The sequence below is a fragment of the Humitalea rosea genome, assembly GCF_003253705.1.
Classification (GTDB): Bacteria; Pseudomonadota; Alphaproteobacteria; order Acetobacterales; family Acetobacteraceae; genus Humitalea; species Humitalea rosea.
This window is the reverse complement of record NZ_QKYU01000008.1, coordinates 20,167-44,782: the sequence shown is the minus strand read 5'-3', so window position 1 is coordinate 44,782 and position 24,616 is coordinate 20,167. Positions and strand designations below refer to the sequence as shown.

General features: G+C 69.4%; 27 protein-coding genes and 2 pseudogenes. 20 read left to right on the top strand and 9 right to left on the bottom strand.

Annotated elements, in window-relative coordinates; translation table 11 throughout:
- Window positions 1–19: 19 nt before the first annotated feature.
- From C8P66_RS08395 to C8P66_RS08370, 6 genes are read left to right on the top strand one after another with little or no spacing between them, the layout of a single operon-like run.
- A complete protein-coding gene (locus C8P66_RS08395; protein ID WP_146422770.1) occupies window positions 20–2,290 on the top strand; it encodes a glycosyltransferase in 2,271 nt (756 codons plus the stop codon).
- Window positions 2,290–3,042 (top strand): YdcF family protein, encoded by a 753-nt coding sequence (locus C8P66_RS08390; RefSeq protein ID WP_146422768.1) that lies wholly within the window; start codon window positions 2,290–2,292, stop codon window positions 3,040–3,042. Before C8P66_RS08395 ends, C8P66_RS08390 begins: the two co-directional genes overlap by 1 nt.
- A complete protein-coding gene (locus C8P66_RS08385; RefSeq protein ID WP_111397797.1) occupies window positions 3,026–4,114 on the top strand; it encodes a GNAT family N-acetyltransferase in 1,089 nt (362 codons plus the stop codon). The genes C8P66_RS08390 and C8P66_RS08385 overlap by 17 nt, the downstream gene beginning before the upstream one ends.
- On the top strand, window positions 4,111–5,283 hold the full coding sequence (locus C8P66_RS08380) for a glycosyltransferase family 4 protein (protein WP_111397796.1): 1,173 nt from the start codon (window positions 4,111–4,113) through the stop codon (window positions 5,281–5,283). The genes C8P66_RS08385 and C8P66_RS08380 overlap by 4 nt, the downstream gene beginning before the upstream one ends.
- Entirely contained in the window at window positions 5,280–6,419 is a 1,140-nt protein-coding gene (locus C8P66_RS08375) for a glycosyltransferase family 4 protein (protein ID WP_158537153.1), read from the top strand. Before C8P66_RS08380 ends, C8P66_RS08375 begins: the two co-directional genes overlap by 4 nt.
- On the top strand, window positions 6,419–7,420 hold the full coding sequence (locus C8P66_RS08370) for a methyltransferase domain-containing protein (RefSeq protein ID WP_111397794.1): 1,002 nt from the start codon (window positions 6,419–6,421) through the stop codon (window positions 7,418–7,420). Before C8P66_RS08375 ends, C8P66_RS08370 begins: the two co-directional genes overlap by 1 nt.
- Here C8P66_RS08370 and C8P66_RS08365 read toward each other — a convergent pair.
- Window positions 7,417–8,271 (bottom strand): FkbM family methyltransferase, encoded by an 855-nt coding sequence (locus tag C8P66_RS08365; RefSeq protein ID WP_158537152.1) that lies wholly within the window; start codon window positions 8,269–8,271, stop codon window positions 7,417–7,419. The genes C8P66_RS08370 and C8P66_RS08365 overlap by 4 nt on opposite strands.
- Window positions 8,272–8,774: 503 nt before the next feature.
- On the opposite strand from C8P66_RS08365, the pseudogene C8P66_RS08360 reads away from it, so the two are divergent.
- Window positions 8,775–8,989 (top strand): annotated as a pseudogene (locus tag C8P66_RS08360) (IS701 family transposase); the annotation flags it as partial.
- A gap of 247 nt (window positions 8,990–9,236) precedes the next feature.
- Here the strand turns inward: C8P66_RS08360 and C8P66_RS08355 are convergent.
- Window positions 9,237–9,564, bottom strand: a pseudogene (locus C8P66_RS08355) (transposase); the annotation flags it as partial.
- A gap of 87 nt (window positions 9,565–9,651) precedes the next feature.
- Window positions 9,652–10,500: a pyridoxal kinase PdxY gene (pdxY, locus tag C8P66_RS08350; RefSeq protein ID WP_111397792.1), complete on the bottom strand. Its 849-nt coding sequence runs from the start codon at window positions 10,498–10,500 to the stop codon at window positions 9,652–9,654.
- A 165-nt stretch (window positions 10,501–10,665) separates the two neighbouring features.
- Between pdxY and C8P66_RS08345 the strand changes: the two genes are divergently transcribed.
- From C8P66_RS08345 to C8P66_RS08315, 7 genes are all read left to right on the top strand, one after another.
- Window positions 10,666–11,994 carry an ABC transporter substrate-binding protein gene (locus C8P66_RS08345; protein WP_111397791.1) on the top strand — a complete coding sequence of 443 codons (1,329 nt, stop codon included), beginning with the start codon at window positions 10,666–10,668 and terminating at the stop codon, window positions 11,992–11,994.
- A complete protein-coding gene (locus tag C8P66_RS08340) occupies window positions 11,994–12,929 on the top strand; it encodes a branched-chain amino acid ABC transporter permease (protein WP_111397790.1) in 936 nt (311 codons plus the stop codon). The genes C8P66_RS08345 and C8P66_RS08340 overlap by 1 nt, the downstream gene beginning before the upstream one ends.
- On the top strand, window positions 12,922–13,872 hold the full coding sequence (locus tag C8P66_RS08335) for a branched-chain amino acid ABC transporter permease (RefSeq protein WP_111397789.1): 951 nt from the start codon (window positions 12,922–12,924) through the stop codon (window positions 13,870–13,872). The genes C8P66_RS08340 and C8P66_RS08335 overlap by 8 nt, the downstream gene beginning before the upstream one ends.
- On the top strand, window positions 13,869–14,630 hold the full coding sequence (locus tag C8P66_RS08330; RefSeq protein WP_111397788.1) for an ABC transporter ATP-binding protein: 762 nt from the start codon (window positions 13,869–13,871) through the stop codon (window positions 14,628–14,630). The genes C8P66_RS08335 and C8P66_RS08330 overlap by 4 nt, the downstream gene beginning before the upstream one ends.
- Entirely contained in the window at window positions 14,627–15,283 is a 657-nt protein-coding gene (locus C8P66_RS08325; RefSeq protein ID WP_111397787.1) for an ATP-binding cassette domain-containing protein, read from the top strand. The genes C8P66_RS08330 and C8P66_RS08325 overlap by 4 nt, the downstream gene beginning before the upstream one ends.
- Window positions 15,284–15,377: 94 nt before the next feature.
- Window positions 15,378–15,608, top strand: a complete 231-nt coding sequence (gene rpmE, locus C8P66_RS08320; RefSeq protein WP_111397786.1) for a 50S ribosomal protein L31 — start codon at window positions 15,378–15,380, stop codon at window positions 15,606–15,608.
- 207 nt (window positions 15,609–15,815) lie between these two features.
- A complete protein-coding gene (locus C8P66_RS08315; RefSeq protein WP_111397910.1) occupies window positions 15,816–16,286 on the top strand; it encodes an Hsp20 family protein in 471 nt (156 codons plus the stop codon).
- 45 nt (window positions 16,287–16,331) lie between these two features.
- On the opposite strand, the gene C8P66_RS08310 is transcribed toward C8P66_RS08315, so the two are convergent.
- Window positions 16,332–16,517: a DUF1192 domain-containing protein gene (locus C8P66_RS08310; protein ID WP_111397785.1), complete on the bottom strand. Its 186-nt coding sequence runs from the start codon at window positions 16,515–16,517 to the stop codon at window positions 16,332–16,334.
- A 222-nt stretch (window positions 16,518–16,739) separates the two neighbouring features.
- Between C8P66_RS08310 and C8P66_RS08305 the strand changes: the two genes are divergently transcribed.
- Window positions 16,740–17,303, top strand: a complete 564-nt coding sequence (locus C8P66_RS08305; protein ID WP_111397784.1) for a DUF1013 domain-containing protein — start codon at window positions 16,740–16,742, stop codon at window positions 17,301–17,303.
- A 61-nt stretch (window positions 17,304–17,364) separates the two neighbouring features.
- Here C8P66_RS08305 and C8P66_RS08300 read toward each other — a convergent pair whose 3' ends face one another.
- Window positions 17,365–17,538 (bottom strand): YdcH family protein, encoded by a 174-nt coding sequence (locus C8P66_RS08300; protein WP_111397783.1) that lies wholly within the window; start codon window positions 17,536–17,538, stop codon window positions 17,365–17,367.
- Window positions 17,539–17,704: 166 nt separating this feature from the next.
- On the opposite strand from C8P66_RS08300, the gene C8P66_RS08295 reads away from it, so the two are divergent.
- The 4 genes from C8P66_RS08295 to C8P66_RS08280 all read left to right on the top strand — a co-directional run bounded on the left by C8P66_RS08295 (window position 17,705) and on the right by C8P66_RS08280 (window position 20,802).
- Complete coding sequence (locus C8P66_RS08295) at window positions 17,705–17,905, top strand: YdcH family protein (protein WP_111397782.1); 201 nt, start codon at window positions 17,705–17,707, stop codon at window positions 17,903–17,905.
- Window positions 17,906–17,925: 20 nt separating this feature from the next.
- Complete coding sequence (purE, locus tag C8P66_RS08290; RefSeq protein WP_111397909.1) at window positions 17,926–18,381, top strand: 5-(carboxyamino)imidazole ribonucleotide mutase; 456 nt, start codon at window positions 17,926–17,928, stop codon at window positions 18,379–18,381.
- Window positions 18,378–19,505, top strand: a complete 1,128-nt coding sequence (locus C8P66_RS08285; RefSeq protein WP_111397781.1) for a 5-(carboxyamino)imidazole ribonucleotide synthase — start codon at window positions 18,378–18,380, stop codon at window positions 19,503–19,505. Before purE ends, C8P66_RS08285 begins: the two co-directional genes overlap by 4 nt.
- 175 nt (window positions 19,506–19,680) lie before the next feature.
- Window positions 19,681–20,802: an OmpA family protein gene (locus C8P66_RS08280; protein WP_111397780.1), complete on the top strand. Its 1,122-nt coding sequence runs from the start codon at window positions 19,681–19,683 to the stop codon at window positions 20,800–20,802.
- Between the two features lie 91 nt (window positions 20,803–20,893).
- Here C8P66_RS08280 and C8P66_RS08275 read toward each other — a convergent pair whose 3' ends face one another.
- From C8P66_RS08275 to def, 3 genes are all read right to left on the bottom strand, one after another.
- Complete coding sequence (locus C8P66_RS08275; RefSeq protein ID WP_146422766.1) at window positions 20,894–21,385, bottom strand: hypothetical protein; 492 nt, start codon at window positions 21,383–21,385, stop codon at window positions 20,894–20,896.
- Window positions 21,386–21,461: 76 nt separating this feature from the next.
- Window positions 21,462–22,046, bottom strand: a complete 585-nt coding sequence (locus tag C8P66_RS08270; RefSeq protein ID WP_111397778.1) for a COQ9 family protein — start codon at window positions 22,044–22,046, stop codon at window positions 21,462–21,464.
- A complete protein-coding gene (gene def, locus C8P66_RS08265) occupies window positions 22,043–22,549 on the bottom strand; it encodes a peptide deformylase (protein ID WP_111397777.1) in 507 nt (168 codons plus the stop codon). Before def ends, C8P66_RS08270 begins: the two co-directional genes overlap by 4 nt.
- A 208-nt stretch (window positions 22,550–22,757) precedes the next feature.
- Here def and rpsU point away from each other — a divergent pair, with 208 nt between their 5' ends.
- On the top strand, window positions 22,758–22,961 hold the full coding sequence (gene rpsU / locus C8P66_RS08260) for a 30S ribosomal protein S21 (RefSeq protein ID WP_007006360.1): 204 nt from the start codon (window positions 22,758–22,760) through the stop codon (window positions 22,959–22,961).
- Between the two features lie 244 nt (window positions 22,962–23,205).
- Here the strand turns inward: rpsU and C8P66_RS08255 are convergent, their stop codons facing one another.
- Window positions 23,206–24,612 (bottom strand): NAD(P)(+) transhydrogenase (Re/Si-specific) subunit beta, encoded by a 1,407-nt coding sequence (locus tag C8P66_RS08255; RefSeq protein ID WP_111397776.1) that lies wholly within the window; start codon window positions 24,610–24,612, stop codon window positions 23,206–23,208.
- Window positions 24,613–24,616 lie beyond the last annotated feature (4 nt).

The following is a 24,616-nucleotide window of genomic DNA, read 5'->3' as shown; positions in this document are numbered from 1 at the left end:
CAGAGTGGCGGAGGACGCCATGACCGCCTGCGCGAACACGCCCCCGCGTCGTATTTTGCACGTGCTCAAATACTACCGGCCGACCTTCACCGGGGAGGGGGTGTTCCTCGAACGCTCCAGCGCCGTGATGCAGGAAGTGGCGGGCGATGTGGAACACGACCTGCTGGTCACCCACACCACGCGGCCGGCCGATCCGGCGGCGGCGGGCTTCTGCTCGACCTTGCGGCGCGTCATCTACCTCGGCGGCGGCCCGCTCTCCACGCTGCGGCGCCAACTGCGCTTGACCTGGTGGTTCCTCTGCCACCTGCGCCGCTACGACACGGTGCATTTCCGTACCCATGCGGATTGGTATTTCGTGACCTATCTGCTGACCCGGCTGGCCGGGCGCCGGCTGGTGCTGTCGGCGACGCTGGACGACAGCATCCCGGTTCTGGTCGGACATTATCGGCCACGTCTGCGACGAATTGCGACGCTCGGGTTTCGCCTGTTCCACGCCTATGTCAGCATCAGCCCCAAGCTGTTCCAGCAGACGCGCGCCGTGATCGAGGATGCCGCGCGCTGCCATCTCGTCGCCTGCGGCATCAGCCTGCCGCCCGACATGCCCGGCGAACGGGCGCGGATGCGCGCGGCCTTGGGCATCGGGCCTGAGGATCTGGTGCTGCTGTTCGTCGGCGGCCTGTGCGCGCGCAAGGATCCGGGCTTCCTGATCGACGCGCTGCCGGGCGTGCTCATGCGCCACCCGGGCGCGCGCCTGCTGCTGGTCGGCCCGGCGCTGGAGCCCGATTATCTCCGCGACATGGAACGCGCGGTGGCGGCGGCCGGGCTTGGCAAGGCCGTGATCTTCGCCGGCGAACAGCTCGACCCGCATCCCTATTTCGTGGCCGCCGATGTTCTGGTCTTCGCCTCACGGCTCGAAGGCTTTGGCACGGTGGTGCCGGAGGCGATGGCGCATGGGCTGCCCGTGGTGGTGCGCCGGCTGCCGGGCGTCAACGACAGCTTCGTGCTCCACGGCGAGACCGGCTTCCTGTTCGACGATATGCGTGGCTACCTCGATGCCGTGCTGCGTCTGGCCGCCGATCGGGGGCTGCGGCTGCGCATCGGCGCCGCGGGCCGCGCGCTGGCGCGGCGCGAGTTCGACATGCGGCAGGTGGCGGCGCGCTACCTCGGCATCTACGGCATGGCGGGCAGGATCCGCCCGGCCGCGGTCGAGACCGGGCTCGGCTGCACCGCCTCGATCATCGACAGCCGCTTTCATGTCCCCGCCAGTTGCGGCCCGTCGGGCGATCCGGCCCGCACGCCGCTGCTGATCACCACGGTGGACGCCGAGGAGGCCTTCGACTGGTCGTCCCCGCTGTCCCGCGACGCCCATGACGTAAGCTCGATGGGCAGCCAGCACCTGGCCCATCGCGTCTTTGCCCGCCATGGGGTGGTGCCGGTCTATCTGGCCGATTACCCGGTCGCCGCGCAGGAGGCCGGACGTGGACCGCTGCGCGAGTTGTTGCGTGATGGGCTCTGCGATGTCGGGGCGCAGCTGCATCCCTGGGTCACGCCGCCCTTCACCGAGGAGGTCGGCGAGGACAACAGCTATGCCGGCAACCTGCCGGTCGCGATGGAGCTGGAAAAGGCGCGCCGCCTGACCGGTGTGCTCGGCGATGCCTTCGGCGCCGCACCGCTGATCTACCGCACGGGGCGCTTCGGCGTCGGGGTGCGGACGGCCGATGTGTTGAAGCGGCTCGGCTACATCGCCGACAGCAGCGTGTCGCCCTGCTGGCCGCAGGCGGCGATGCGGCAAGGCCGCGACGCCTGGGCCAGCTCCCCCGGCCCCTATTGGGTGGACCGGGAGCAGAGCCTGATGGAGATCCCGGTCTCGGCGGCGCTGGTCGGGCGGCTGGCCGGGCGGCAGGGGCAGCGCCTCGCGCCGCTGCTGTTTCACCCGCGCAGCCAGCGCCTCAGGCTTGCCGGTGCCGCCGCACACATGGGCCTGCTGGAACGCATTCGCCTGACCCCGGAAGGCATGACCATTGACGAGGCGAAGCGGCTGACCCGGTTCCTGCTCGCGCAGGGCCATCGCGTCTTCGTGCTGACGTACCATTCGCCATCGCTGGTGCCGGGCAACACGCCCTATGTGCGGACGCTGGCGCAGCGGGAGCGTTTCCTCGCCTGGCTCGATGAATACTACGCCTTCTTCCGTGAGGAGATCGGTGGCCGCAGCGCCACTTGGCGCGAGGTGCGGCTTGGCGGCGAGGCTTCGCTCGCGGCCGCGGCGCCGGCGATGGCGGCGGCGCTCTGATGCCCGCGGTGCTGTCGCTGCAACAGGTTCTGACCGCGCTGGTGCTGCCGCCGCTCGGGCTGGTGATCGCCTGCCTGTTCGGCGGCATCCTGGCCTGGGGTGGGGCGCGGCGGGCGGGGCCATGGGTGGTGCTCAGTGCCGCACTGGTCCTGCTGCTGGCGACCCCGGCCATCGCCGGGCTGCTGATGTTCTCGCTGGAACGCGAGCTCGGCCGCGACACCGCCCAACAGGGCCCCGCCAGCCCCGGCGCGATCATCGTGCTGGGCGCCGAGGTGGCGCATGGCAGCGGTGGCGCCGAGGTCGGCCCGCTGACGCTGGAGCGGCTGCGCGCGGGGGCGGCGCTGCATCGCCGCACCGGCCTGCCGCTGCTGGTGACCGGCGGCGTGCTGTCGCCGGGCGATCCGGCGATCGCGGTGCTGATGGCCCGCAGCCTCGCCGAGGATTTCGGCACCCCGGCGCGCTGGATCGAGGCCCATGCCGCCGATACCCGGGACAACGCCGCCTTCAGCGCCGCGCTGCTGCGCGCCGACGGGATCGGCTCCGCCTATGTCGTCAGCCACGCCTGGCACCTGCCGCGCGCGCTGGCCGCCTTCGCGCGGCAGGGGCTGGCGACGGTGCCGGCGCCGCTGCGCCTCGGCCGCGCGCCGGACCTGTCCTGGGCCGATTGGATGCCGCGGCCCGACCGGTTGCCGGAAAGCTGGTTCGCGCTTCGCGAATGGGTGGGGAGGCTCGTCTATGCGCTTCGCGACTGACCCCGCCGCACGGCTGATCCCGCTGGCCCGGTCCTGTCTTCCGGCTTGGTGCGACGCCTATCTCGCAGCCGGGGACAGCGGCGATTTCTTCGCCGGCCGGGTCTGGTACGACAGCATCCTGGCGCATGCGCTGCCGGTGGGATCGGAGCCGGTGCTTGCCGTCTGCGGCCGCTCGGATGCGGTGCTGCTGCCCCTGCTGCGGCAGGGCAGCCGGCTCCGCAGCCTGGTGACGCCCTATACGCTCAGTTGGCGCCCCTTGAACGCGGCGGGGGCCGGGCCCGGGACGCTGAGGGCGGCAGGGCGCGGCCTCGCCCGGCTGCTGCGTCGGCGCGGCCCGACGCTCCTGGAGGCGCTGGCGGATGACACGCCGGGGCTGGAGGCTATCCTGGAGGGCGTGGCATCGGCGGGGCTGGCGCTCGGCCGCTACCGCCATTTCGGCAATTGGCGGGAGGCTTTGCCGCCGGGCCTCAGCTGGTCGGGCTATCTCGCGGCGCGGCCGCCGGTCCTGCGCACCACCATCCTGCGCAAGCTGGCCCGCGCCGGGCGCGAGATGCGGTTCAGCCTGATGACCGCACCGGGGCCCGCGCTGGAGGCCGGGATCGCCGCCTATGTCGCGGTGCGCGACCGCAGCTGGAAGCCCGCCGAACCCTTCCCCGATTTCGATGCGGCGCTGATGCGGGCCGCGGCCGCCGCGGGGCTGCTGCGCCTCGGCGTGCTGCGCGATCGGGAGGAGCGGCCGGTGGCGGCGCAGTACTGGGTTGTTTCCGGGGGGCGCGCGGCGCTGCTGAAGCTCGCGCATGACGAGGCGCAGCGCGCGGCATCCCCCGGCACGGCGCTGACGGCGCTGATGATTCGCGGGCTGATCGACGATGTCGGTGTCGCCGAACTGGACTTCGGCCGGGGCGATGATCCGTACAAGGCGCAGTGGGTCACGCAACGGCGGCAACGCATCGGCGTCGCGCTGACCGACCCGTGGCATCCGGCCGGGATGCTCGAACTGGCGCGGCAGACGATGGGCCAGGGCCGCCGGCGGATCGCGGGGTGGCTGCAATCGGTGGAGGGGTGCGCATGAAGATCCTTTACAGCCACCGCATCCGGTCGCGCGATGGGCAGTCGGTGCATCTGGAGGCCATGGTCGCGGCGCTGCGCGCGGCGGGGCATGAGGTCCGCGTCGTGGGGCCGGCGGGCTTCGCCACCACCGGCCTTGGCGAGGACAGCCGCATGGTGGCACTGATCCGGCGGCTGCTGCCGGCCTGGGTCGGGGAATTGGCCGAGCTCGCCTATGCCCTTCCCGCGAGCTGGCGACTGGATCGTGCCGCGGCAGCCTTCCACCCCGATGTCATCTACGAACGCGCCAATCTGTTCCATTTCGCCGGGGCGCTGGTGGCATGGCGACGGGGGCTGCCGCTCCTGCTTGAGGTGAATGCGCCGCTGGCGCAGGAACGCGCGCGCTTCGGCGGGCTGGCGCTGCGGCGCATCGCTGCCGCGGGCGAACGCTTCGTCTGGCGTCGGGCCACACGCGTGCTGCCGGTCACCGCGGTATTGGCCAAGCATATCGTCGCGGCCGGCGTGCCGGTGTCACGCATCGCGGTGGTGCCGAATGGCATCGACCCGCGCGATTTTCCGCCCGCTCCGGCCCGGCCCGAAGGGGGAGAGATCGTGCTCGGCTTCATCGGCTTCCTGCGTGACTGGCACGGGCTGGATGCTTTGCTGCGCGGCATCGCGGGTTGGAAGGGTGAGCCGCGGATGGTGTTGCAGATCGTCGGCGATGGGCCGGCGCGGCCGGGCCTGGAGCGGCTTGCGGCGGAGCTTGGCATCGCCGACCGGCTGCGCTTCACCGGGCTCGCCGCGCGCACCGCGGTGCCGGGGTTGATCGCGGGCTTCGACATCGCGCTGCAGCCGGCGGCGGTGGCGTATGCCTGCCCGCTGAAGGTGTTGGAATACATGGCGGCCGGGCGGGCGATCCTCGCCCCCGATCAGGCGAATCTGCGCGAGTTGCTGGAACATGGCAGCACCGGCCTGCTGTTCGATCCTCGTCACCCCGAGGCCTTCTGGGCGAATGTGCTGCTGCTGGCGCGCAACGCGGAGCTGCGCCGGGGGCTGGGTGAGGCGGCGCGGGCCGCCATACTGCGGCGGGATCTGACCTGGAGCGGCCATGCGCGCCGCGTCGTCGCCCTGGCGACGGAGGCCATGGCCGCGCCCGGGGCCACACGCAGCGCCGCATGGGAGCCCGTCGAATGAGCCAGACCCTCGCGCAGCGTCCTGTCGCCGGGCTGCCCTCCACCGCGCCGCTGCTGCTGCATGTTTTCCCGAGCTTCGCCGTGGGGGGCGCGCAGGTGCGCTTTGCCGCCGTGGCCAACCGCTTCGGGCCGCGCTGGCGCCACGCGGTGGTCGCGCTCGATGGCCAGACTGACTGCGCCTTGCGCATCGATCGGGGCGTGTCGCTGACCCTGGTGCGGCCGCCCGCCGGCGGGGGGGGGCCGCAACGCCTGCTTGGCATCGCCGCAGTGCTGCGACGGTTGCGGCCCGCACTTCTGGTGACCAGCAATTGGGGGAGCATCGAATGGGCCATCGCCAATCTCGCCTCACCCCGGCTGCCGCATCTGCATACCGAGGACGGTTTCGGCAAGGAGGAAAGCGGCGGCCAGATCGGCCGCCGCGTGCTGGCGCGCCGCCTGTCGCTGCGCTGGAGCACGGTGGTGCTGCCCTCGACGACCTTGCTCCGCGCCGCGCGATCCTGGCGCCTGCCAGAGGCGCGGCTGCACCATATTCCCAACGGCCTCGACCTGCGCCATTTCACCCCCTCCGGACCGAAGGCGGCATTGGCGGTGCCGGGGGAGGGGCCGCTGATCGGCATCGTCGCGGCGCTGCGGCCCGAAAAGAACCTGGGACGGTTGCTGCGCGCCGCGGCGCTGCTGCGGCGGGATGGCGCGGTGTTTCGCCTGGTGATTATCGGCGAGGGACCGGAACGGGAGATGCTTGAGGCGCTGGCAGCGGAGTTGGGCATCGCGGAGCAGGTGCTCTTCGCCGGGCATATGCCCGATCCGGCGGCGGCGTATCGCGCGCTGGACGTGTTTTGCCTGTGTTCCGATACCGAACAGATGCCGTTCTCGGTGCTGGAGGCCATGGCCTCCGGCCTGCCGGTCGCGGCCACCGATGTGGGAGATATCCGCACCATGCTGGCGCCTGAGAACCATCCCCATATCGCGCGGCCCGATGACGCGGCGCTGGCCTCGGCGCTGCATGGGTTGCTGGGCGATCCGCCGCTGCGGCGGCGGCTTGGCGCCGCCAACCGGGCGCGGGCGGAGCAGGTCTATGACCAGGAGACGATGTTCCAATCCCATGCGGCCCTGATCGACGGGCTGGTGGCGCGGTGATGGACGGGATCGAGACCAGTGCCACGGCGATGCTGCGCGGCTTTCCGCTCGCCTGCCCGCGCGATGGCGAGAGCCTGTACGCCGAGGGGGCAGCCCTGCGCTGCCACCGCTGCGGCACCTGCTTTCCCGTTGTTGGCGGCGTGCCGGTGCTGATCGACGACGAGGCCTCGGCCTTCGCCATCGCCGACTACCAGAGCGGTGATGGCTATACCGGCCCGAGCTATGGCCGTGAGGCGGATCGCGCGAGCGGAGTGCGCCGGCTGTACCGCCGTGTGGCGCGGTGGCTTGGCGATACCGGGTCGAGCATCCGCCATCCCGATCCCGCCGATGCGCTGGCCTATGTCGCCGCCTCCCGCCCGAACCCGCGTGTGCTGGTGATCGGATCGGGCGGCTTGCGCTTCGGCGGGGTGGATGATCATGTGCTGCACAGCGATGTCGCCTTCGGCCCCGCGGTCGATGCCATCGCCGATGCCCATGGGCTGCCTTTCCCTGATGGCGTCTTCGATCTCGTGGTGGCGGTCGCGGTGCTGGAGCATGTCGCCGATCCCGCACGCTGCGTCGCGGAGATCTGGCGGGTGCTGGACCAGGGCGGGCATGTCTTCGCGGTAACGCCCTTCCTGCAACCGGTGCACATGGGCGCGTATGATTTTACGCGGTTCACGCCGATCGGACATCGCCGGCTGTTCCGGCGCTTTGACGAGGTGGCGGCCGGCGTCGCGATGGGAATCGGCAGCGTCACCGCCTGGACCTTTGGCGCGTTGCTGCAGTCGGTTTCGCCGGGGCGCCGATGGCGGCTGATCGCGCGGGGCTTTGGCCTGTTGTGCACGCCGCCGTTGCGGCTGCTCGACGGGCTGCTGCGGCACGGTGCCGATGCGGCGGGCGGCTGCTGGTTCTTTGGCCGGCGGCGGGATGGGGCGCCGGTGTCGGATCGCGCGCTGGTCGGCACCTACCACGCGCAATTCGCCCATGGGCCCGAGCGGTTGCCGGCGCCGGACGCCTAGGCCGGACGCGCGATCAGGTTCTGCGTGACGTAGATCTCGCAGCGCTTCACGTCATAGGGGAACAGCGGCATCAGCTCGCCGTTCAGGCAGAGCCGATAGATGTTGTAGCCAGGCAGCGCCTCGAAGAAATCGCGCATGGTCACATGCGTCGCGATATTCGCGGGCACGAACTCGAACTGGATCAGCTTGATCCGCTGGCCGCGAATGGCGGCGGCGGCCCCCTTCAACACATTGAGGTCGAAGCCTTCGGTATCGATCTTGAGGAAATCGACGGTTCCGATCCCTTCGTCCCGGAGATAGTCATCCAAGGTGGTGCAGACGATCTGATGCTCGACGATCTGGCTGTCGAAGATGCCGATGGCATCGCGGCTCAGGCTCGCCTGCGTCGATCCGTCGCCGCTTGCGAAATCGAACAGCGACAGCGTGCCGCTGGTATCGCCGAGCGCCTTCTGCACCAGGGTCACGCGCCGGCCGGCGAGATGCCGGGTGAGCCGGGCGAATGTGCTCGGATGTGGTTCGAAGGCGTGGATCTCGGCGGTGGGCGCAAGCTGTGAGAGGTAGTCGGCATAGGAGCCATAATTGGCACCGACATCGAGCAGCACGCCGCCCTGTAACCGCGGCGCGATGCTGTCGAGGAAGCGCTCCTCGGCGCGGTTGAGCCCGTGACGGCCCTTGAAGTTGATGGCGATGCCATTGCAGCGAAGCGCGAAATCATAGAGCGCCCGCGAGGCCCAGGCGGCGGAAGGGCGGTTGAAGGCCCAGACCAGCGGATAGGCGGCGGCGGCAAGGCACCGCTTCACGAGGCTGTCACGCCATATCGCCGTCTTTATCGGATGTGCGATCTCTGACACGGCGGTATCCTCGCGCTGGTGATGTTCGATGATGCCATCCCAATAGGGTAGGCGCCAGCGGGAACACGATAGATTGTAGATATAGCAACGGCTTTCTGGTAAAATCCTGTTGCGCAACGTGCAAAATATCGGGGTGCGTCTGGATGGGTTGTGCCCGGGTTGCACAGGCTTCGCCAGCAGAAGCCACTCGGCGAGGTCCCCCGGTCGCGGCAGGCGGCGGCCGTGGCCGAATGGAGGCCCAGGACGCGAGGTTGATCTCCGAGACCGGGCTCCGAGACCGGGCGGGCTTTTGCCCGATGTTCAGGACTTCCCTCCAGACCGCATTGTGAGGCTCTGAGATGTCGCTCTCATATGATCCGCAGATGCCGCTCCAGATTGGACGCCATACGATGGTATCGGCCGCGTTTCACGATGGCCATTGCCCGAGCCGCGTCAGTGCCGCTGAAGACGGAGATACAGCAGGCCTGGCAATCACTGGGCAGCCATGATTTGGGAGGTCATGGATGTCTGGCGCATCGGTCGAGACGATCGCTGGAGCTCTGGGCTGCCTCGCTGCGTGACATCAAGGCACGCATGCGCCCCTTGTTCACGCAAGCGCGGGTAGCGGCTTCGGCGGGGCTGTTCCTGGATGGGCTGCTGGGCAACTCCACGGCGCAAGACCGGATGGATGCGGGCGGAGGCGACCGGCGACCCCGGCCCTTGGCGTCAGCAGGCCATCCGGCATCATGCGAACACCACGACGCCCCCAAAAACACAACCCAGGATGAGGACGCTGTCGCGCCTGCGCTGATCCGTTGGTCGATCCAGGAAATCCGCCGCATCAAGCCGCAGCGCGGCTCTTACACCGTAAACCAAAATACAACTGTAATGCTGGCCCTGTGGACACTTGCCATAGGCATTAGGATGGTGACGATGGCGCGGTAGTGTCTTGTGGTCTTCTCGTGGCGCGTGGCAGAGGATCGGCGGTCGTAGGCGGTGTCGGCCATGACGACCTCGGCGGGCAGGTTCTCGATCAGGGCGTGGGTCCGCGGACAATCGCCGCGCTGGCCGCCGGTCAGCGTAAAGCGCACAGGCATGCCGAGGCCCCGGACGGCCAGATGGATCTTGGTGCTCAGCCCGCCGCGGGAACGGCCAAGGGCCTGATCTTCAGACCCCCTTTGGGGCGCCGGCGGCGTGTTGATGGGCACGGATGATGGTGCTGTCGACGATCAGGTATTCGAAGTCAGGGTCGTCCGACATGGCCTCGAAGATGCGCCATCACACGCCCTTGCGGCGCCATCCGCTCCCATGCCGTATCGCTCAGCACCAATCGTCCATCACGCCCAAGGCCGCCTTGAATCACGTCCAACACAGATCGGGACTCCCTAGAGTCCACACAAACTAGACCTCTTCGGGCGTGAAGTGCCGGCTCGGGGAGACGAATTCCTCCTGCGCCGCGACGGTCAGGATCTCGCGTGAACCCGCGGCCTCGGTCGCGCGCAGCAGGCCCCAGATGCTGCTGGCGGCCGCCGCCATGGCCCCGGCCCCGCCGGCGCCGCGCAGCACGTGGAACAGGAACAGCGCCGCGATCGCATCCCCCGCGCCATTGACCGAAAGCGCCAGCCGCGGCGTGCGTAGCCGGTGGCAACGGCCGGCCTCGGCGACCAGCAGATCGACGCAATCGGCGGGCGTGTCCTCGACCGCGAGGCTCGTCACCATCACGATCCGGGGCCCCAGCGCCGACAAGGCGGCGCAGGCCGCGCGCGCTTCAGCCAGCGTGGTGACGGCGGTGCCGGTCAGCCATTCCAACTCGAACTGGTTGGGCGTGACCAGATCGGCCATCGGCAGGGCGCGGTCGCGGAAGAACTCGGGGATGCCGGGGCGGACGAAGATGCCGCGGCCGACATCGCCGATCACCGGGTCGCAGCACCAGATCGCCTCGGGATTGGCCGCTTTGACCTGGGCGACGGCATCCAGGATCGCTTCCCCGATCGCGGCATCGCCCATGTAGCCGGTGAGCACGGCCGAGCACCCCGGCAGCACGCCGCGCTCGGCGATGCCCTGGAGCAGCTCGCGGATCAGCCCGGCCGAAAACACCTCGCCCCGCCAGGCGCCATAGCCGGTGTGGTTGCTGAACTGGACCGTGTTGATCGCCCAGACCTCGGCCCCCAGCCGCTGCAATGGGAAGACCGCCGAGGAATTGCCGACATGCCCGTAGGCGACCGAGGACTGGATGGAGAGGATGTTCAAGCGGCGCGAGCCCCGTTCACTGCTCCGGCGAGGCTAGGGGCGGGGGCCGGGCGGGGCAATGCGCGCGGGCCGCATGGCCGGCGCGGGCCTTGCGCCGGGATGCGGGCGGTCTCCATACTCCCCGGACAATGATCCGCGCAGCGGACGTGCCCCAGGGAAACGGCCATGATCGACAGTGATTTCTCCCGTCGCGGACTCCTGCTCGGCGCGGGCTTTGGCGGGGTGTTCCTGCCGGATGCGCTGCGCAACGCGGTGCAGGCACAAGGCACCAGACCCACCGAGATCAAGCTCGGCATCACCACCTTCCTCTCCGGCCCCGCCTCGGTGTTCGGCGTGCCGGGCAAGCAGGCGGCGGAGATGCTGATCGAGGAGATCAATGCCGCGGGCGGCATCGGCGGCGTCCCGCTGCGCGCGATCTTCGTCGATGAGGGGCCGGGCCTGGACCATCTGGTCGGCGAATTCCGGCGCCTGGTGCAGAACGAGCAGGTCGATGTGATGCTCGCCTCGATCTCCTCCGGCTCCTGCCTCGCCTGCACGCCGCTGGCCGAGGAGCTGAAGAAGGTCACGCTGCTCTGGGATTGCGGCACGCAGCGCATCTTCGAGGAGCATAGTTACCAATACGCCTTCCGCACCCAGGCCAATGCGACGCCGGAAATCCTGGCGCCGCTGCTCTATCTGCTGAAGACCAAGCCGAATTTCCGCACCGTCGCCGTGGTCAACCAGGATTACGCCTGGGGCCGGGATTCCTGGGAGATCTGGCGCACCGCGCAGGCGGCGCTGAAGCCCGATGCGCGCGTCGTCGCCGAGCTGTTCCCGCGCTTCGGCTCCACCGATTTCTCCACCGAGATCACCCGCCTGCTGGCGCTGCGGCCGGATGTGATCCTCTCCGCCTCCTGGGGCGGGGATCTGGACACCTTCATCCGCCAGGCCAATGAGCGGCGGCTGTTCGAACGCTCGACCTTCGTGATGCCGCTGGCCGAATCCTCACTGGAGCGGGTCGGGCGCAGCCTGCCGGCGGGGCATATCATCGGCGCGCGCGGCGATCACTGGCACATGCATCCGCGCCCGCGCGACAAGGCGCATCTGACCCGCTTCGTCGAAAACTACCGCCGCCGCTACAACGCCTATCCGATCTATCCGGTCTTCCACATGGCGCAGGCGCTGTCGGCCTTGCAGGCGGGCTACGCCAAGGCGCTGGCGGCCAAGGGCGGCGCCTGGCCGAACCAGGTCGAGCTGGCGGCGGCCTTCCCGGGGCTGGAATACGACACGCCCACCAGCCGCATGACGATCCGCGCGGATGGCCAGGGGCTGGAGCAGCAGCTCATCGGCACCTCCAAGCGCGTGGACACGCATGACTTCGCGGTGCTGGACAATATGGTGATCTTCCCCGCCGAGATGGTGACGACGCCGGCCGGCAAGATCAGCACCGACTGGCTGAAGACCCTGAAGCCGGACATTCTCGCGGATATGCCGGCGCCGATCCCCTACGCCTGATGGCCGACTGGTTCGCCGACAACGGCCTGCTGCTGGGGTTGGCGCTGCTGGACGGGATTTCCTCCGCTGCCCTGATCTTCATGGTCGCGGTGGGGCTGACCCTGGTGTTCGGCGTGATGCGCATCCTGAACGTCGCGCATGGCTCGCTCTATGCGATCGGCGCCTATACCGCGGCGAGTGCCGGGATCTTCGCCGCCTCGCTCGGGCTGCCGGCCTGGGCCTCGCTGCCGGCGATCGTGCTCTCGGCGGCGCTGGTGGGGGCGGTGACGGGGCCGCTGATCGAGACGCTGCTGCTGCGCCGGATCTATGACAAGGACCCGGTGCTGCAACTGCTGGTGACCTTCGCGCTGTTCATGATCCTGGAGGATGTCCAAAAACTGATCTGGGGCGTGCAGCCGATGCAGAACGACACCGCGACGCGGCTGCTCGGCACCATCGACGTGCCCTTCGGCGCGGATGTGATCCCCTTCAACGCCTATCAGCTTCTTCTGCTGCCGGGGGTGGCGCTGACGGTGCTCGTCGGGCTGACGCTGTTCCTGCGGCGGACGCTGACCGGGCGCGTCATCATCGCGGTCACCGAGGATCGCGAGGCCGCGACCGCCATCGGCATCGACAGCACGCGGGTCTTCCTGCTGACCTTCACCTTCGGCGCGGCGCTGGCGGCGCTCGGGGGCGCGTTGTCCTCGCCCACCGCCTCGGTGGTGCCGGGGGTCGGGGCCTCGACCATCGTGCTGAGCTTCGCCGTGGTCGCGACGGCGGGGCTCGGGCGGATCGAGGGGGCGGCGATCGCGGCGCTGATGATCGGCCTGGGTCGCTCCATCGCCGTCTATTTCGCGCCGGAGTTCGAGGTCGTGGTGCCCTACATCATCATGGTCGCGGTGCTGCTGGTGCGGCCGCAGGGGCTGTTCGGCGTGGCGGTGACGCGGCGTGTCTAGGCCGGGCGGGAAACAGGAGGCGCTGCTGGCGCTGGCCGGTGCCGCGGCGCTGGTCGCCATCGCCTTCGGCGCGCCCTGGCTGAAATTCGTGCTGACCATCGCGCTGGCCAAGGGGCTCGCGGTGCTCGGCATCCTGCTGCTGCTGCGGGCGGGGCAGGTCAGCTTTGGGCACGCGCTGTATGTCGCCTTCGCCGCCTATGTCGTGGCCTTCCTCGCACCTCTGGTGCCCGAGGCGCTGGTGCTGCTGCCGCTGGCGGCCTTGGGTGCGGCACTGCTCGGGCTGGTGATCGGCCTCTTCGTCTCCCGCTACCGGGAGATCTTCTTCGGCATGATGAACCTGGCCCTCAGCATGGTGTTCTATTCGCTGCTGGAGAAATTCTACCATTTCACCCGGGGCACCGACGGCATCCGGGTCCAGCCGCCCCGCGTCGCCGGCATGGCGTTGACGCGGGACGGCTACGAATGGGCGCTGTTCGGGATCGCGCTGGGCCTCTGCCTGGTCGCGGGGTGGCTGGCGCGGATCTACCTCGCCTCGCCGATGGGCCAGGCGCTGAGCGCGATCAAGACGCGGGAGACGCGGCTGGAATTCATGGGCATCTCCGCCCGCGCGGCGCTGCTGTTCGCCTATGTCGCCTCGGCCTTCCTGGCCGGCTGCGCGGGCGCGATCATCGCCATGACGACGCGGCATGTGACGCCGCTGCTGGGCTATTGGACCGCATCCGGCGAGCTGGTCTTCATCGCGGTGCTCGGCGGGGCAGGGGCGGTGCTGGGGCCGTTCCTGGGCGCCATCGCCTTCGAGCTTGTGCGCGTCTATGCCGCCGCGACCCTGGCCGATTCCTGGCAGCTGATCCTCGGCAGCGTGCTGCTGGGGGTGATTCTCTTCGCCTCGCGCGGGCTCTGGGGCGTGATCGAGGCGCTGCTGCGCCGGGGGCGCCGCGCGTGAGCGTGCTGCTCTCGGCCCGTGGCCTGCGGCTCGCCTTCGGGGGCGTGCGCGCGGCGGATGGCATCGACCTCGATGTGATGCAGGGCGAGTTCCTGGCGATCATCGGCCCGAATGGGGCGGGCAAGACCAGCTTCATCAACATGACCACCGGCTATCTGCGGCCGCAGGCGGGCAGCATCGCCTTCGACGGCCAGCCGATCCTGGGCCTGCCGCCGCGCAAGATCGTGCGCCGGGGCATCGCCCGGTCCTTCCAACTGCCGCAGCTTTCGGGCGAGCATACCGTGCTGGAGAATGCCGCCCTGGCCGTCGCGGCCCATGCCGGCTTCTGGTCGCCCTGGCGCGCCCTGCTGCGCCCCGAATACCGGCGCGATGCGGAGGCGCTGCTGGACAGCTTCGGCCTGCTGCCGCTGGCCCATGCCCGCGCCGATGCGCTGAACGAGGGCGCACGCAAGCTGACCGACATCGCCATGGCCGTGGCGCTGAAGCCGCGGCTGTTGCTGATGGATGAGCCGACCTCCGGCGTCGCGGCCTCGGAGAAGATGGCGATCGTCGAGACCCTGGTCCGCGTGCTGCGGCAGGCGGGCGTCACCGCCGTCTTCGTCGAGCATGACATGGATGTGGTGGCCCGCTTCGCCGACCGCGTCGCGGTCTGGTCGCAGGGCCAGATCCTGGCGCTCGGCCCCGCCGCCCAGGTGCTGGAGGACCCGGAGGTGCGCCGCGAGGTCATCGGCATCGAAGCGGGCCCGCTGCTGCCATGATCGCGCTGGAGGGCGTCTCCGTCGCCATCGCCGGCACCGGCGTGCTCCGCGCCGTCTCGATGCAGGTGCCGCCCGGCGGGCGCGTGGCCCTGATCGGGCGCAATGGCGCGGGCAAGACCACGACCCTGCGCGCCATCATGGGGCTGGTGCCGCTGGGGGGCGGGCGGCTGCTGCTGGCCGGCGAGGATGCGGCAAGGGTGCCCGCGCACCACCGCGCCCGCCTCGGCATCGGCTATGCGCCCGAGGAGCGGCGGCTGTTCGGTGCCTTCACCGTGCGCCAGAACATGCTGCTGCCGGCCGAGGTGCTGCGCCTGCCGAAAGCCGAGATCGCGCGCCGGCTGGACGCCATCTTCACCCTGCTGCCGGAACTGGAGGTGCTGGCGCCCCGCCCCGCCGCCGGGCTTTCGGGCGGGCAGGGGAAGATGGTGGCACTCGGCCGGGCACTGATGGTGGGCACCCGCGCTGTGCTGCTGGACGAACCCTTCCAGGGCCTCGCCCCGGCTTTGGCGCAGCGCTATGCCGAGGCGCTGCGACGCCTGCGGGACGCGCTGCCCGACGTCGCGATATTGATCACCGAGAGCAACCCCGAGCTGCTGAAACCGCTGGTCGAGGCGCGTTTCGTCATCGAGCGGGGGGAGATCACGGCCGCCTGACCGCGCGCCCGGGTTGCCGCGGCGGCCCCCCTCCCTTATACGCCCCCATCCTCACGCGCCGGTCGGTATCGGCGCCAGACCCTGGATCCACGCCATGAAGCCCGACATCCACCCCGACTACCATGAGATCAACCTCATCATGACCGACGGGAGCACCTTCAAGACGCGCTCCTGCATGGGCAAGGCGGGCGACACCCTGCGTCTGGACATCGACCCGAAGTCGCATCCGGCCTGGACCGGCGTGCAGCGCATCATGGACACCGGCGGCCAGGTCGCGAAGTTCAACAAGAAGTTCGCCGGCCTCGGCATCAAGAAGGCGCCCTGAACCTTCTCCCTCGCCCCCCTCTTGAACCGGGGCGGGGGATTTTCCATCTCCTGCATGCTGGCGATGCCCTGATGGGGTCGTCGGCGGTGGATCGCGGTCCGGCTGGGTTTTTTCCCCTTGCTGGTTTCGCCATGGGTTGCCCATCTCGGGGACCTGCCTGACCGATCCGCCATGTCACAGACCTTGCTGATGCAGGAGGTTTTTCAGATGACCGTCGATTTCCAGCCCTTGTTCCGTTCCGCCATCGGCTTCGACCGCATGGCGCGCCTGCTCGACACCGCCCGCACGACGGCGGATGTCCCGTCCTACCCGCCCTACAATATCGAGAAGACCGGTGAGGACACCTATGTCCTGACCATGGCCGTCGCCGGCTTCGCGTCGGACGACCTCGATATCAGCGCGCAGGACAATACCCTGGTGATCTCCGGCCGCCTGCCGGAAGACAAGGGGCAGCACCGCTACCTGCACCGTGGCATCGCCGGCCGCGCCTTCGAGCGCCGCTTCGTGCTGGCCGACCATATGACCGTCTCGGGCGCCGAGCTGGTCAATGGCCTGCTGCATGTCAGCCTGCGCCGCGTGGTGCCGGAGGCGCTGAAGCCCCGCCGCATCCAGATCGCCTCGGCCGCGCCGCAGGCGCCGCGGGTGCTGGAAGCCGAGCCGGCCCAGCAGGCCGCCTGACCAAAGAGGGGCCGGCGGGCGACCGCCGGCCCCTTTTTTTGTGCCTCAGCCGGGCCGGAAGAAGGCCGCCGCGGCCAGCTTCTGCGCGCGGCGCGCCTGGATCGCCGCCTCGGCCCTGGCGATTTCCCCACGCAGCTCGCCGATATAGGCGGAGAGATCCTCCTCCCCCATCGCGTCCAGCACGCGGGGCTGGAATGCGTCCCGCCGGCGTGGCCCCTCTTCTTCCTGCATGTCTTTGCTCCTGCCCGGTTCTGCCGTGGCAAAAATGCCAGCCCCGGCGCATGGAAGCCAGATATCGGCTTTGACCCTGCGGCCGGGGGCACCTATATCGACCCCGAACCCGCGGCGCGGCCCTTTCGCCGCCGGCCGCCCTTTTCGCGGCCGGCCTAAGGCCGCGTCCCTGGTGCCGCCGCAGCGTTATCTTTTACGCACGCCAGATCCAAGGTGCCGCCCATGTCCACGCCCCTGATGCCCAAGGCCACCGCCGTGTGGCTGATCGACAAGACCGCCCTGACCTTCGAGCAGGTTGCCGATTTCGTCGGCATGCATCCATTGGAAGTGCAGGCGATCGCCGATGGCGAGGTCGCCCAGGGCATCGTCGGCTACGATCCGGTCGCCAACATGCAGCTGACGAAGGAGGAAATCGCGCGTTGCGAGGCCGACCCCGCGTTGCGGCTGCAAATCCTCGCCTCCGCCACCCCGGCGCCGAAGGCGCGGGGCAAGGGCGCGCGCTACACCCCCGTGGCCAAGCGCAACGACCGGCCGGACGGCATCGCCTGGCTGCTGCGGAACCACCCGCTGCTCTCGGACGCGGCGATCGGCAAGCTGCTCGGCACCACCAAGGAGACCATCGCCAAGGTGCGCGACCGGACCCATTGGAACAGCAGCAACATCAAGCCGCGCGACCCGGTGATCCTCGGCCTGTGCAGCCAGTCGGATCTTTACACGGCCCTCGCGCCGCTGGGCGAGCGGGCCAATGTCCCGCTGGCCGACGCCCAGGCGGATGACGCCGCCTGAGTCTGTAACCACTGAGCTTGGTCCTGTAACCAGGGCCCTCTGAGGGGGTCAGCCCGGTCCGCTATCGCGGATCGGGTCGGAATTTCTGCATTTCCTCTTTCAGCCGCAGTTTGTCGCGCTTGAGTTGGCTGAGGGCGGCATTGTCCGGCTGGGGCCGGCCATCCTCACTCTCGATCCGCCGCTCCAGCGCGGCATGACGTTCCTCGAGTGCGCGCAATCTGGCGATGCTGGCCATGGGCAGGCGTCCTCCTCGTGCTTCACCGTATGGACTGGCGGGGGCGGCGCCGACTGGCGCGCCCGCCGCCGTCCATGGTAACCACATGGGGCGCTCCCCGCGCATTCAAAACCCGCGCCGGGTTTGTTTTCCCCCCTGGCCTTTTGTCGGACACCGCCCGCACGCCATGCTTGCCGATCGCGACGCCCTGCTCCGACGCCTTCATGAGCTCCGCACCGAGCACCGCGACCTCGACACCGTGATCGCGCGGATCGAGGGCGGTGCGGCGGACCTGCTGCACCTGCAGCGGCTGAAGAAGCGCAAGCTGAAGCTCAAGGATGAGCTCGCCTGGATCGAAAGCCGCCTGGTGCCGGATATCTCGGCGTGAGCCCGCTCGTCGGCGTCATCATGGGCAGCCGCAGCGACTGGGAGACCATGCGCCACGCCGCCGAGATGCTGGAACGCCTGGCCATCCCCTTCGAGACCCGCGTCGTCTCCGCCCATCGCACGCCCGAGCGGCTCTATGACTACGCCCGTGGCGCCGCGGGGCGCGGCCTGCGCGTGATCATCGCCGGGGCCGGCGGGGCGGCGCATCTGCCGGGCATGGCGGCGGCGATGACCCGGCTGCCGGTGCTCGGCGTTCCGGTGCAGAGCCAGGCGCTGAACGGCATGGATAGCCTGCTCTCGATCGTGCAGATGCCGGCCGGAATCCCGGTCGGCACGCTGGCGATCGGCCGTGCGGGGGCGGTGAATGCCGGGCTGCTGGCCGGGGCGATCCTGGCCCTGTCCGATCCGGCGCTGGCCGAACGGCTGGAGGCGCTGCGCGCCGAACAGACCGAGGCGGTGGCCGAGGCGCCAACATGAGCCTGCCCGTGCCTTTGGCGCCGGGGGCGACCATCGGCATCCTCGGCGGCGGGCAGTTGGGGCGGATGTCGGCGCTGTCGGCGGCGCGGCTCGGCTACCGCACCCATGTGTTTTCGCCCGAGGTCGCGGGCCCCGGCGCCCAGGTCATGAGCCAGAGCACCGTGGCCGAGTACGGCGACATGGACGCGCTGATCGGCTTCGCCGACGCGGTCGATGTCGTGACCTTCGAATTCGAGAATGTGCCGCATGCGACCCTGGCGGCGCTTGAGGGCCGCGTCGCCTGCCGCCCCGGGCCGCATGTGCTCGCCGCCTGCCAGGATCGCGCGGTCGAGAAGCGCGTGCTGGCCGAGGCCGGGGTGCCGGTCGGCGCCTGGGCGCTGATCGCGCAGCCGGCCGACCTTGCCCCGGCGCTGGCGCGGACCGGGCTGCCCGCGGTGCTGAAGACGACCCGCCTTGGCTATGACGGTCGCGGCCAGGCGGTGGTGAAGACGCTGGCCGAGGCCGAGGCCGCCTTCGACCGCCTCGCGCCGCATCCGCTGATCGCCGAGGCCTTCATCCCCTTCGTCGCCGAGGTCTCGGCGATCGTGGCCCGCGGGGCGGATGGCGCGACCGTCACCTTCGATGCGATCGAGAATCGGCACCGGAACCATATTCTCGACCTCTCCTATGCGCCGGCGCGTATTCCCGCCGCCACGGCGGCGGCGGCCCGCGCCCATGCGGCGGCGATGGCTACGGCCCTGGAACTGGTGGGCGTGCTCGCGGTCGAGTTCTTCCTGCTGGAAGACGGACGGCTGCTCGGCAATGAAATGGCGCCGCGGCCGCATAATTCCGGGCATTGGACCATGGATGCCTGCGCGGTCAGCCAGTTCGACCTGCATATCCGCGCCGTGGCCGGCCTGCCGCTGCCGCCGCCGGGCCGCCATGCCGATGCGGTGATGCGGAATCTGGTGGGGCAGGAGGGGATGGCGCGGGTCCTGGACCTCGCCGCCCAGCCCGATGTGGCGCTGCATCTCTATGGCAAGGCGGAGGCCCGTCCGGGCCGGAAGATGGGCCATGCGACGCGCCGTTTTCCGACGGGCGCGCTGGGGTTCCTGCCGGATGGGGCCGCCCTCGCGGGACTGTGACCAATTTGCCGATAACCACTGTGGCCGCACAGCAACAGTAACCGATCTCTTGTACGGACACAGTAGGCAAGGCTTCGTACGAAGTGCTATCGGACCTTTCAACGCAGTGTTGGTCAGGACGGCCATTCGGTCACGACTTCCGACGCAGCCGAATAGAATTCGAAGGGGAAATTCGATGAACCTCAAAACGGCGCTTCTCGCCGCCACCGTCCTGAGCCTGCCGCTTGCCGCCCAGGCGCAGCCCGTCTCGGGTGTCTACATCGGCGGTGGGGCTGGTGTGAACTTCCTGCAGGATTCGGACCTCTCGGTCGCGAACGCCGCGGGCCGCACCGCTCTCACCAATGCCGGCATCGGCACCCGCACCGGCACCGCCTCGTTCGAGACCGGCTACGTCGGCGTGCTCAGCATCGGCTACGGCTTCGGCAATGGTGTCCGCGCCGAGTTGGAAGGCAACTTCCGCTCCAACAAGATCGACAGCATCTCGGGCTTCCGCGGCGCCACGGGCAACCGCGCCGTCAGCGGTGGCTTCACCCAGTCCTATGGCGTCATGGCGAATGCCCTGTACGACTTCGACCTGGGCCTGCCGGTTGTCCCCTACGTCGGCCTCGGCGCCGGCTATGTCATCCAGAACTGGGATAACGTCCGTTCTTCCGCTCCGGGCGTGAACGGCGTGCGCATCGATGGCGATGACGGCCGCTTCGCCTATCAGGCGATCGTGGGCGCCGCCCTGCCGATCGAAGCCGTCCCCGGCCTGTCGCTGACCGCCGAATACCGCTTCCTCGGCACGCTTTCGCCGGAAGTCGATGGCCGCGTGACGACCCCGACCGGCGTCGTGACCGCTGGCCGTGCGAAGATCGAGACCGAGAACTTCAACCACTCGCTGCTCGTTGGCCTGCGCTACGCCTTCGGCGTCGCTCCCGCCCCGGTGCCCGTCGTCGTGACGACCCCGCCGGCCGCCCCGGCCCCGGCCCGCACCTACCTGGTCTTCTTCGACTGGGATCGCGCCGACCTGACCGACCGCGCCCGCCAGATCATCGGCGAAGCGGCCACCAACAGCCGTCGCGTCCAGGTGACCCGCATCGAGGTCTCCGGCCACGCCGACCGTTCGGGCACCCCGCAGTACAACCAGCGCCTGTCGCTGCGTCGCGCCGAGACCGTTGCTGCCGAGCTGACCCGCCTTGGCGTGGCCCGCGAGCAGATCGTGGTCCAGGCCTTCGGCGAGAGCCGCCCGCTGGTCCCGACCGCCGATGGCGTGCGTGAGCCGCAGAACCGTCGCGTCGAGATCGTCCTGCGCTGATCATCCGGACCCAGCCCCCCGGGGCTGGGTCCAACAGGAATGGGGCGCTCCGCGAGGAGTGCCCCTTTTTTGCGTCTGGCCTCCGGGAAGATTACCTCCCGTTGGTGGTCGCCACTCGCAGCGGCGCCGGGCGCGTGCAGGCCGGCGCGTCCTGCAAGGTCGAAATCTGCCCCGTTAGCGTGAGCTGCTGCAGCGCCACCCCATTGGGTGCGGCCAGCGCCGCATCGAACAACCCACCGACACTGCGGCAGAAGGCGTCGCCGTAGCGGAGACTGTCTTGCGAATGAGTATTGGCGAGGCCGGTGATGTAGCGGTCGGTGCCGCCTTGCCCCTCACCACGCCGGCGGAAATGGCCCTGGATTGTGGACCAGGCGCGGCGCAGCTCGCCTTGGTGGCGCCGCACGAACTGGTTGTACGGCTGCTCCATCCCGCAGGTGATGGCGGCGACCATCAGCTGGCTTTGCAGCGCCCGGACGTCGAAGGCCTGGCGGTCCGCTGCGGCGAGGCAGGATTGTGCCCGCGCGGCCGGAGAACAGACGGCAACGGCAAGCCCCATGACGAGCCCGCGCAAGATATGACCCACCCGAATACTCCCCCCTCACAATATTGTGCGGAAGGTTAACGGGGCCGGGTGGGCCTGGCGATGGAAAACGCGCGGCTCAGGCCGCTTGTGCCGCCGGGCGCCGCGACATCCGCGCCAACCCGGCCAGGCGACGGTCGAGGAAGCCGAGTGTGGCGGTCAGATCCTCATCGGCATTCGCGAGCCAGAAGGCGAGGGTGGTGGCATAGACCGCCGCCAGCGATGCCCGCCGGGTGTACCAGGAGAAATCGGCCGAGGTGTCCCCGGCCGCATGCCACATGGAATCGACCGTCCGTGCCGTGCAGCGCAGCGCGACCCGAAGGTTCCAGGGCAAGGCCAGCAGCCCCAGGCCGCGCCGCAACGCTGCCTTATGCGGCTGCGCCGCTTGCAGCCGGAGGGCGATCACGCGGCGGATGCGCGCGGGAACCCGCAGTTCGGACAGCGACTCGGCGAGGGCGGCTGCCTCCATGTCCCGATCGGCGAGGTCGCTGAACGCCTCGACCATGCCGATGGGGCCGGCCGGGAACAGGAAGGGCGCATCCTCCACCGGCAGGCCGGCGCGGGCGAGGCCGCGTTGCAGGGCCTGCTCGGTCCAGCCGAACTCCGGCACCTGCGGCAGCATGGCCCGCAGGGCGGCGTCGCGTTCGGGGCTGCGTTCGATCATGTCGCATTCTCCGCGGGGGGATGGCGGGCAAGCTCCTCGGTGAAGCCGAGCAGCGAAAGGTCATGCATCCGCATCGGGTAGAGCACGCCGTTCAGATGGTCGAACTCGTGCTGCATCACGCGGGCGACCATGCCCTCGGCCTCGCCCTCGACCTCATGGCCCTCAAGGTCCAGGCCACGGAAGCCGACCCGCAGGCTGCGCTTCACCGCGCCGCGTAGGCCGGGGATGGACAGGCAGCCCTCCCAGCCCAGGGTCTCCGGCGGATCGAGCGCCACGATCTCGGGGTTCAGCAGCGCCGCCACGCCCTCACCCTGCCGCCAGACGAAGAGGCGCAGCGATTGATAGACCTGCGGCGCCGCGAGGCCGAGGCCGGAGGCATCCAGCATGGTTTCGGCCATGTCGCGCACGAGTCGCCGGATTTCGGGCGCGCTTGGGTCGATAATGGGCTCGGCGGGGCGCAGCAGCACGGGGTGGCCGAGTCGGGATATCTTCAGGATGGACATGGATGGCAGATAGGGGCTGAATTGGCGTCGCGACAGGGCCTGCGACCACCCCGCCAGGGATTTCCTGGTGAAAGGGGCATTCGTCCCTGTTCCTGAGCCACGGGGGCTTTCCCCCCGGCGCGACACCATGCTAGACACAGGCCTTCCGCGACGGGCCCCGGGTTCGGCGCAGTTTCCCTTTCGCCCATATCGGCAGGAGTAGCCCCGCGTGCAGGTCGTCGTCCGCGACAATAACATCGATCAGGCGCTCAAGGCGCTGAAGAAGAAGCTCCAGCGTGAGGGCGTCTTCCGCGAGATGAAGCTTCGCCGCCACTATGAGAAGCCGTCCGAGCGCCGCGCGCGTGAGGCCGCGGAAGCGGTCCGCCGCGCCCGCAAGGTCGAGCGCAAGCGGCTCGAACGCGAAGGCTTCTAAGCCGCCACGCCTGCTTCGGCGGGCGTATCGCACCGGAATTCTGGAAGGCGGGGCTGCGCATTGCGTGGCCCCGCCTTTTGGCTTGCCTAAACGATGCCCCACAGCAGCGCGAGGCTGCGTAGCGAGACCAAGGCCCCCACGATCCCCATCAGGATCCGGTCCGGCAGCCGCCGCGTGATTTCGTCCAACACGTCCCCTCATCCTGGGGTTGCGGGGCGACACTGCCCCGCAACCCCGGTGTGGGTTACTTCTGCAGTGCCTGCACGATCTGCTGCGTCACCTTCTTCGCGTCGCCGAACAGCATCATCGTGTTGTCGCGGAAGAACAGTTCGTTCTCGACGCCGGCATAGCCCGAGGCCATGCCGCGCTTCACGAAGAAGACGGTCTTCGCCTTCTCCACATCCAGGATCGGCATGCCGTAGATGGCCGAGGATTTGTCGGTCTTGGCCGCCGGATTGGTCACGTCATTCGCCCCGATGACATAGGCGACATCGGCCTCGGCGAATTCCGGATTGATCTCCTCCAGCTCATGCACGTCGTCGTAGGGCACGTTCGCCTCGGCCAGCAGCACGTTCATATGGCCGGGCATGCGGCCCGCGACGGGGTGGATCGCGTAGGAGACCTCCACCCCTTCCTTCTTCAGCAGATCGGCCATTTCGCGGACCACCTGCTGCGCCTGGGCCACCGCCATGCCGTAACCCGGCACGATGATGATCTTCTGGGCGTTCTTCATGATGTAGGCTGCGTCCTCGGCGCTGCCCGCCTTGACCGGGCGGGCGGGGCCGGCGCTGCCGCCAGTGGCCGCCGCGGCCGAGGGATCGGTGCCGAAGCCACCCAGCAACACGTTGATGATGCTGCGGTTCATGCCCTTGCACATGATGTAGGACAGGATCGCGCCCGAGGCACCGACCAGCGCGCCGGTGACGATCAGCAGCAGATTGCCGACGGTGAAGCCGATGCCCGCCGCCGCCCAGCCCGAGTAGCTGTTCAGCATGGACACGACCACGGGCATGTCGGCGCCCCCGATCGGGATGATCAGCAGGAAGCCGAGCCCGAAGGCCAGCAGCGCGATCGCCCAGAACAGCAGCGGGTGCCCCGTGGTGATGAAGGCGATCGCCAGCACCAGCATCAGGATGCCGAGGCCGAGGTTCAGCCAATGCTGGTTGCGGAACAGGATCGGCGCGCCGGACATGCGTCCGTCGAGCTTGGCGAAGGCGATCAGCGAGCCGGAGAAGGTCACCGCGCCGATCGCGAGGCCGAGCGTCATCTCGACGAGGGAGGAGGGCTTGATATGCCCCTGCGTCCCGATCCCGAAGGATTCCGGCGAGTAGAAGGCCGCGGCCGCGACAAACACCGCCGCCATGCCGACCAGGCTGTGGAAGAAGGCCACAAGCTGCGGCAGCGAGGTCATCTGGATGCGTCGCGCCAGCACCGTGCCGATGCTGCCGCCGATCGCGATGGCGACGATGATCAGCGCGAAGCCGCCGGCATCGATCCCCTGGTGGAACAGCGTCGCCAGCACGGCGATGCCCATGCCGACCATGCCGAACATGTTGCCCTGGCGGCTGCTCTCGGGGTGGGACAGCCCGCGCAAGGCGAGGATGAACAGCACCGAGGCGACCAGATAGGCGAGGGTGGAAATCGTCTCCATGGCC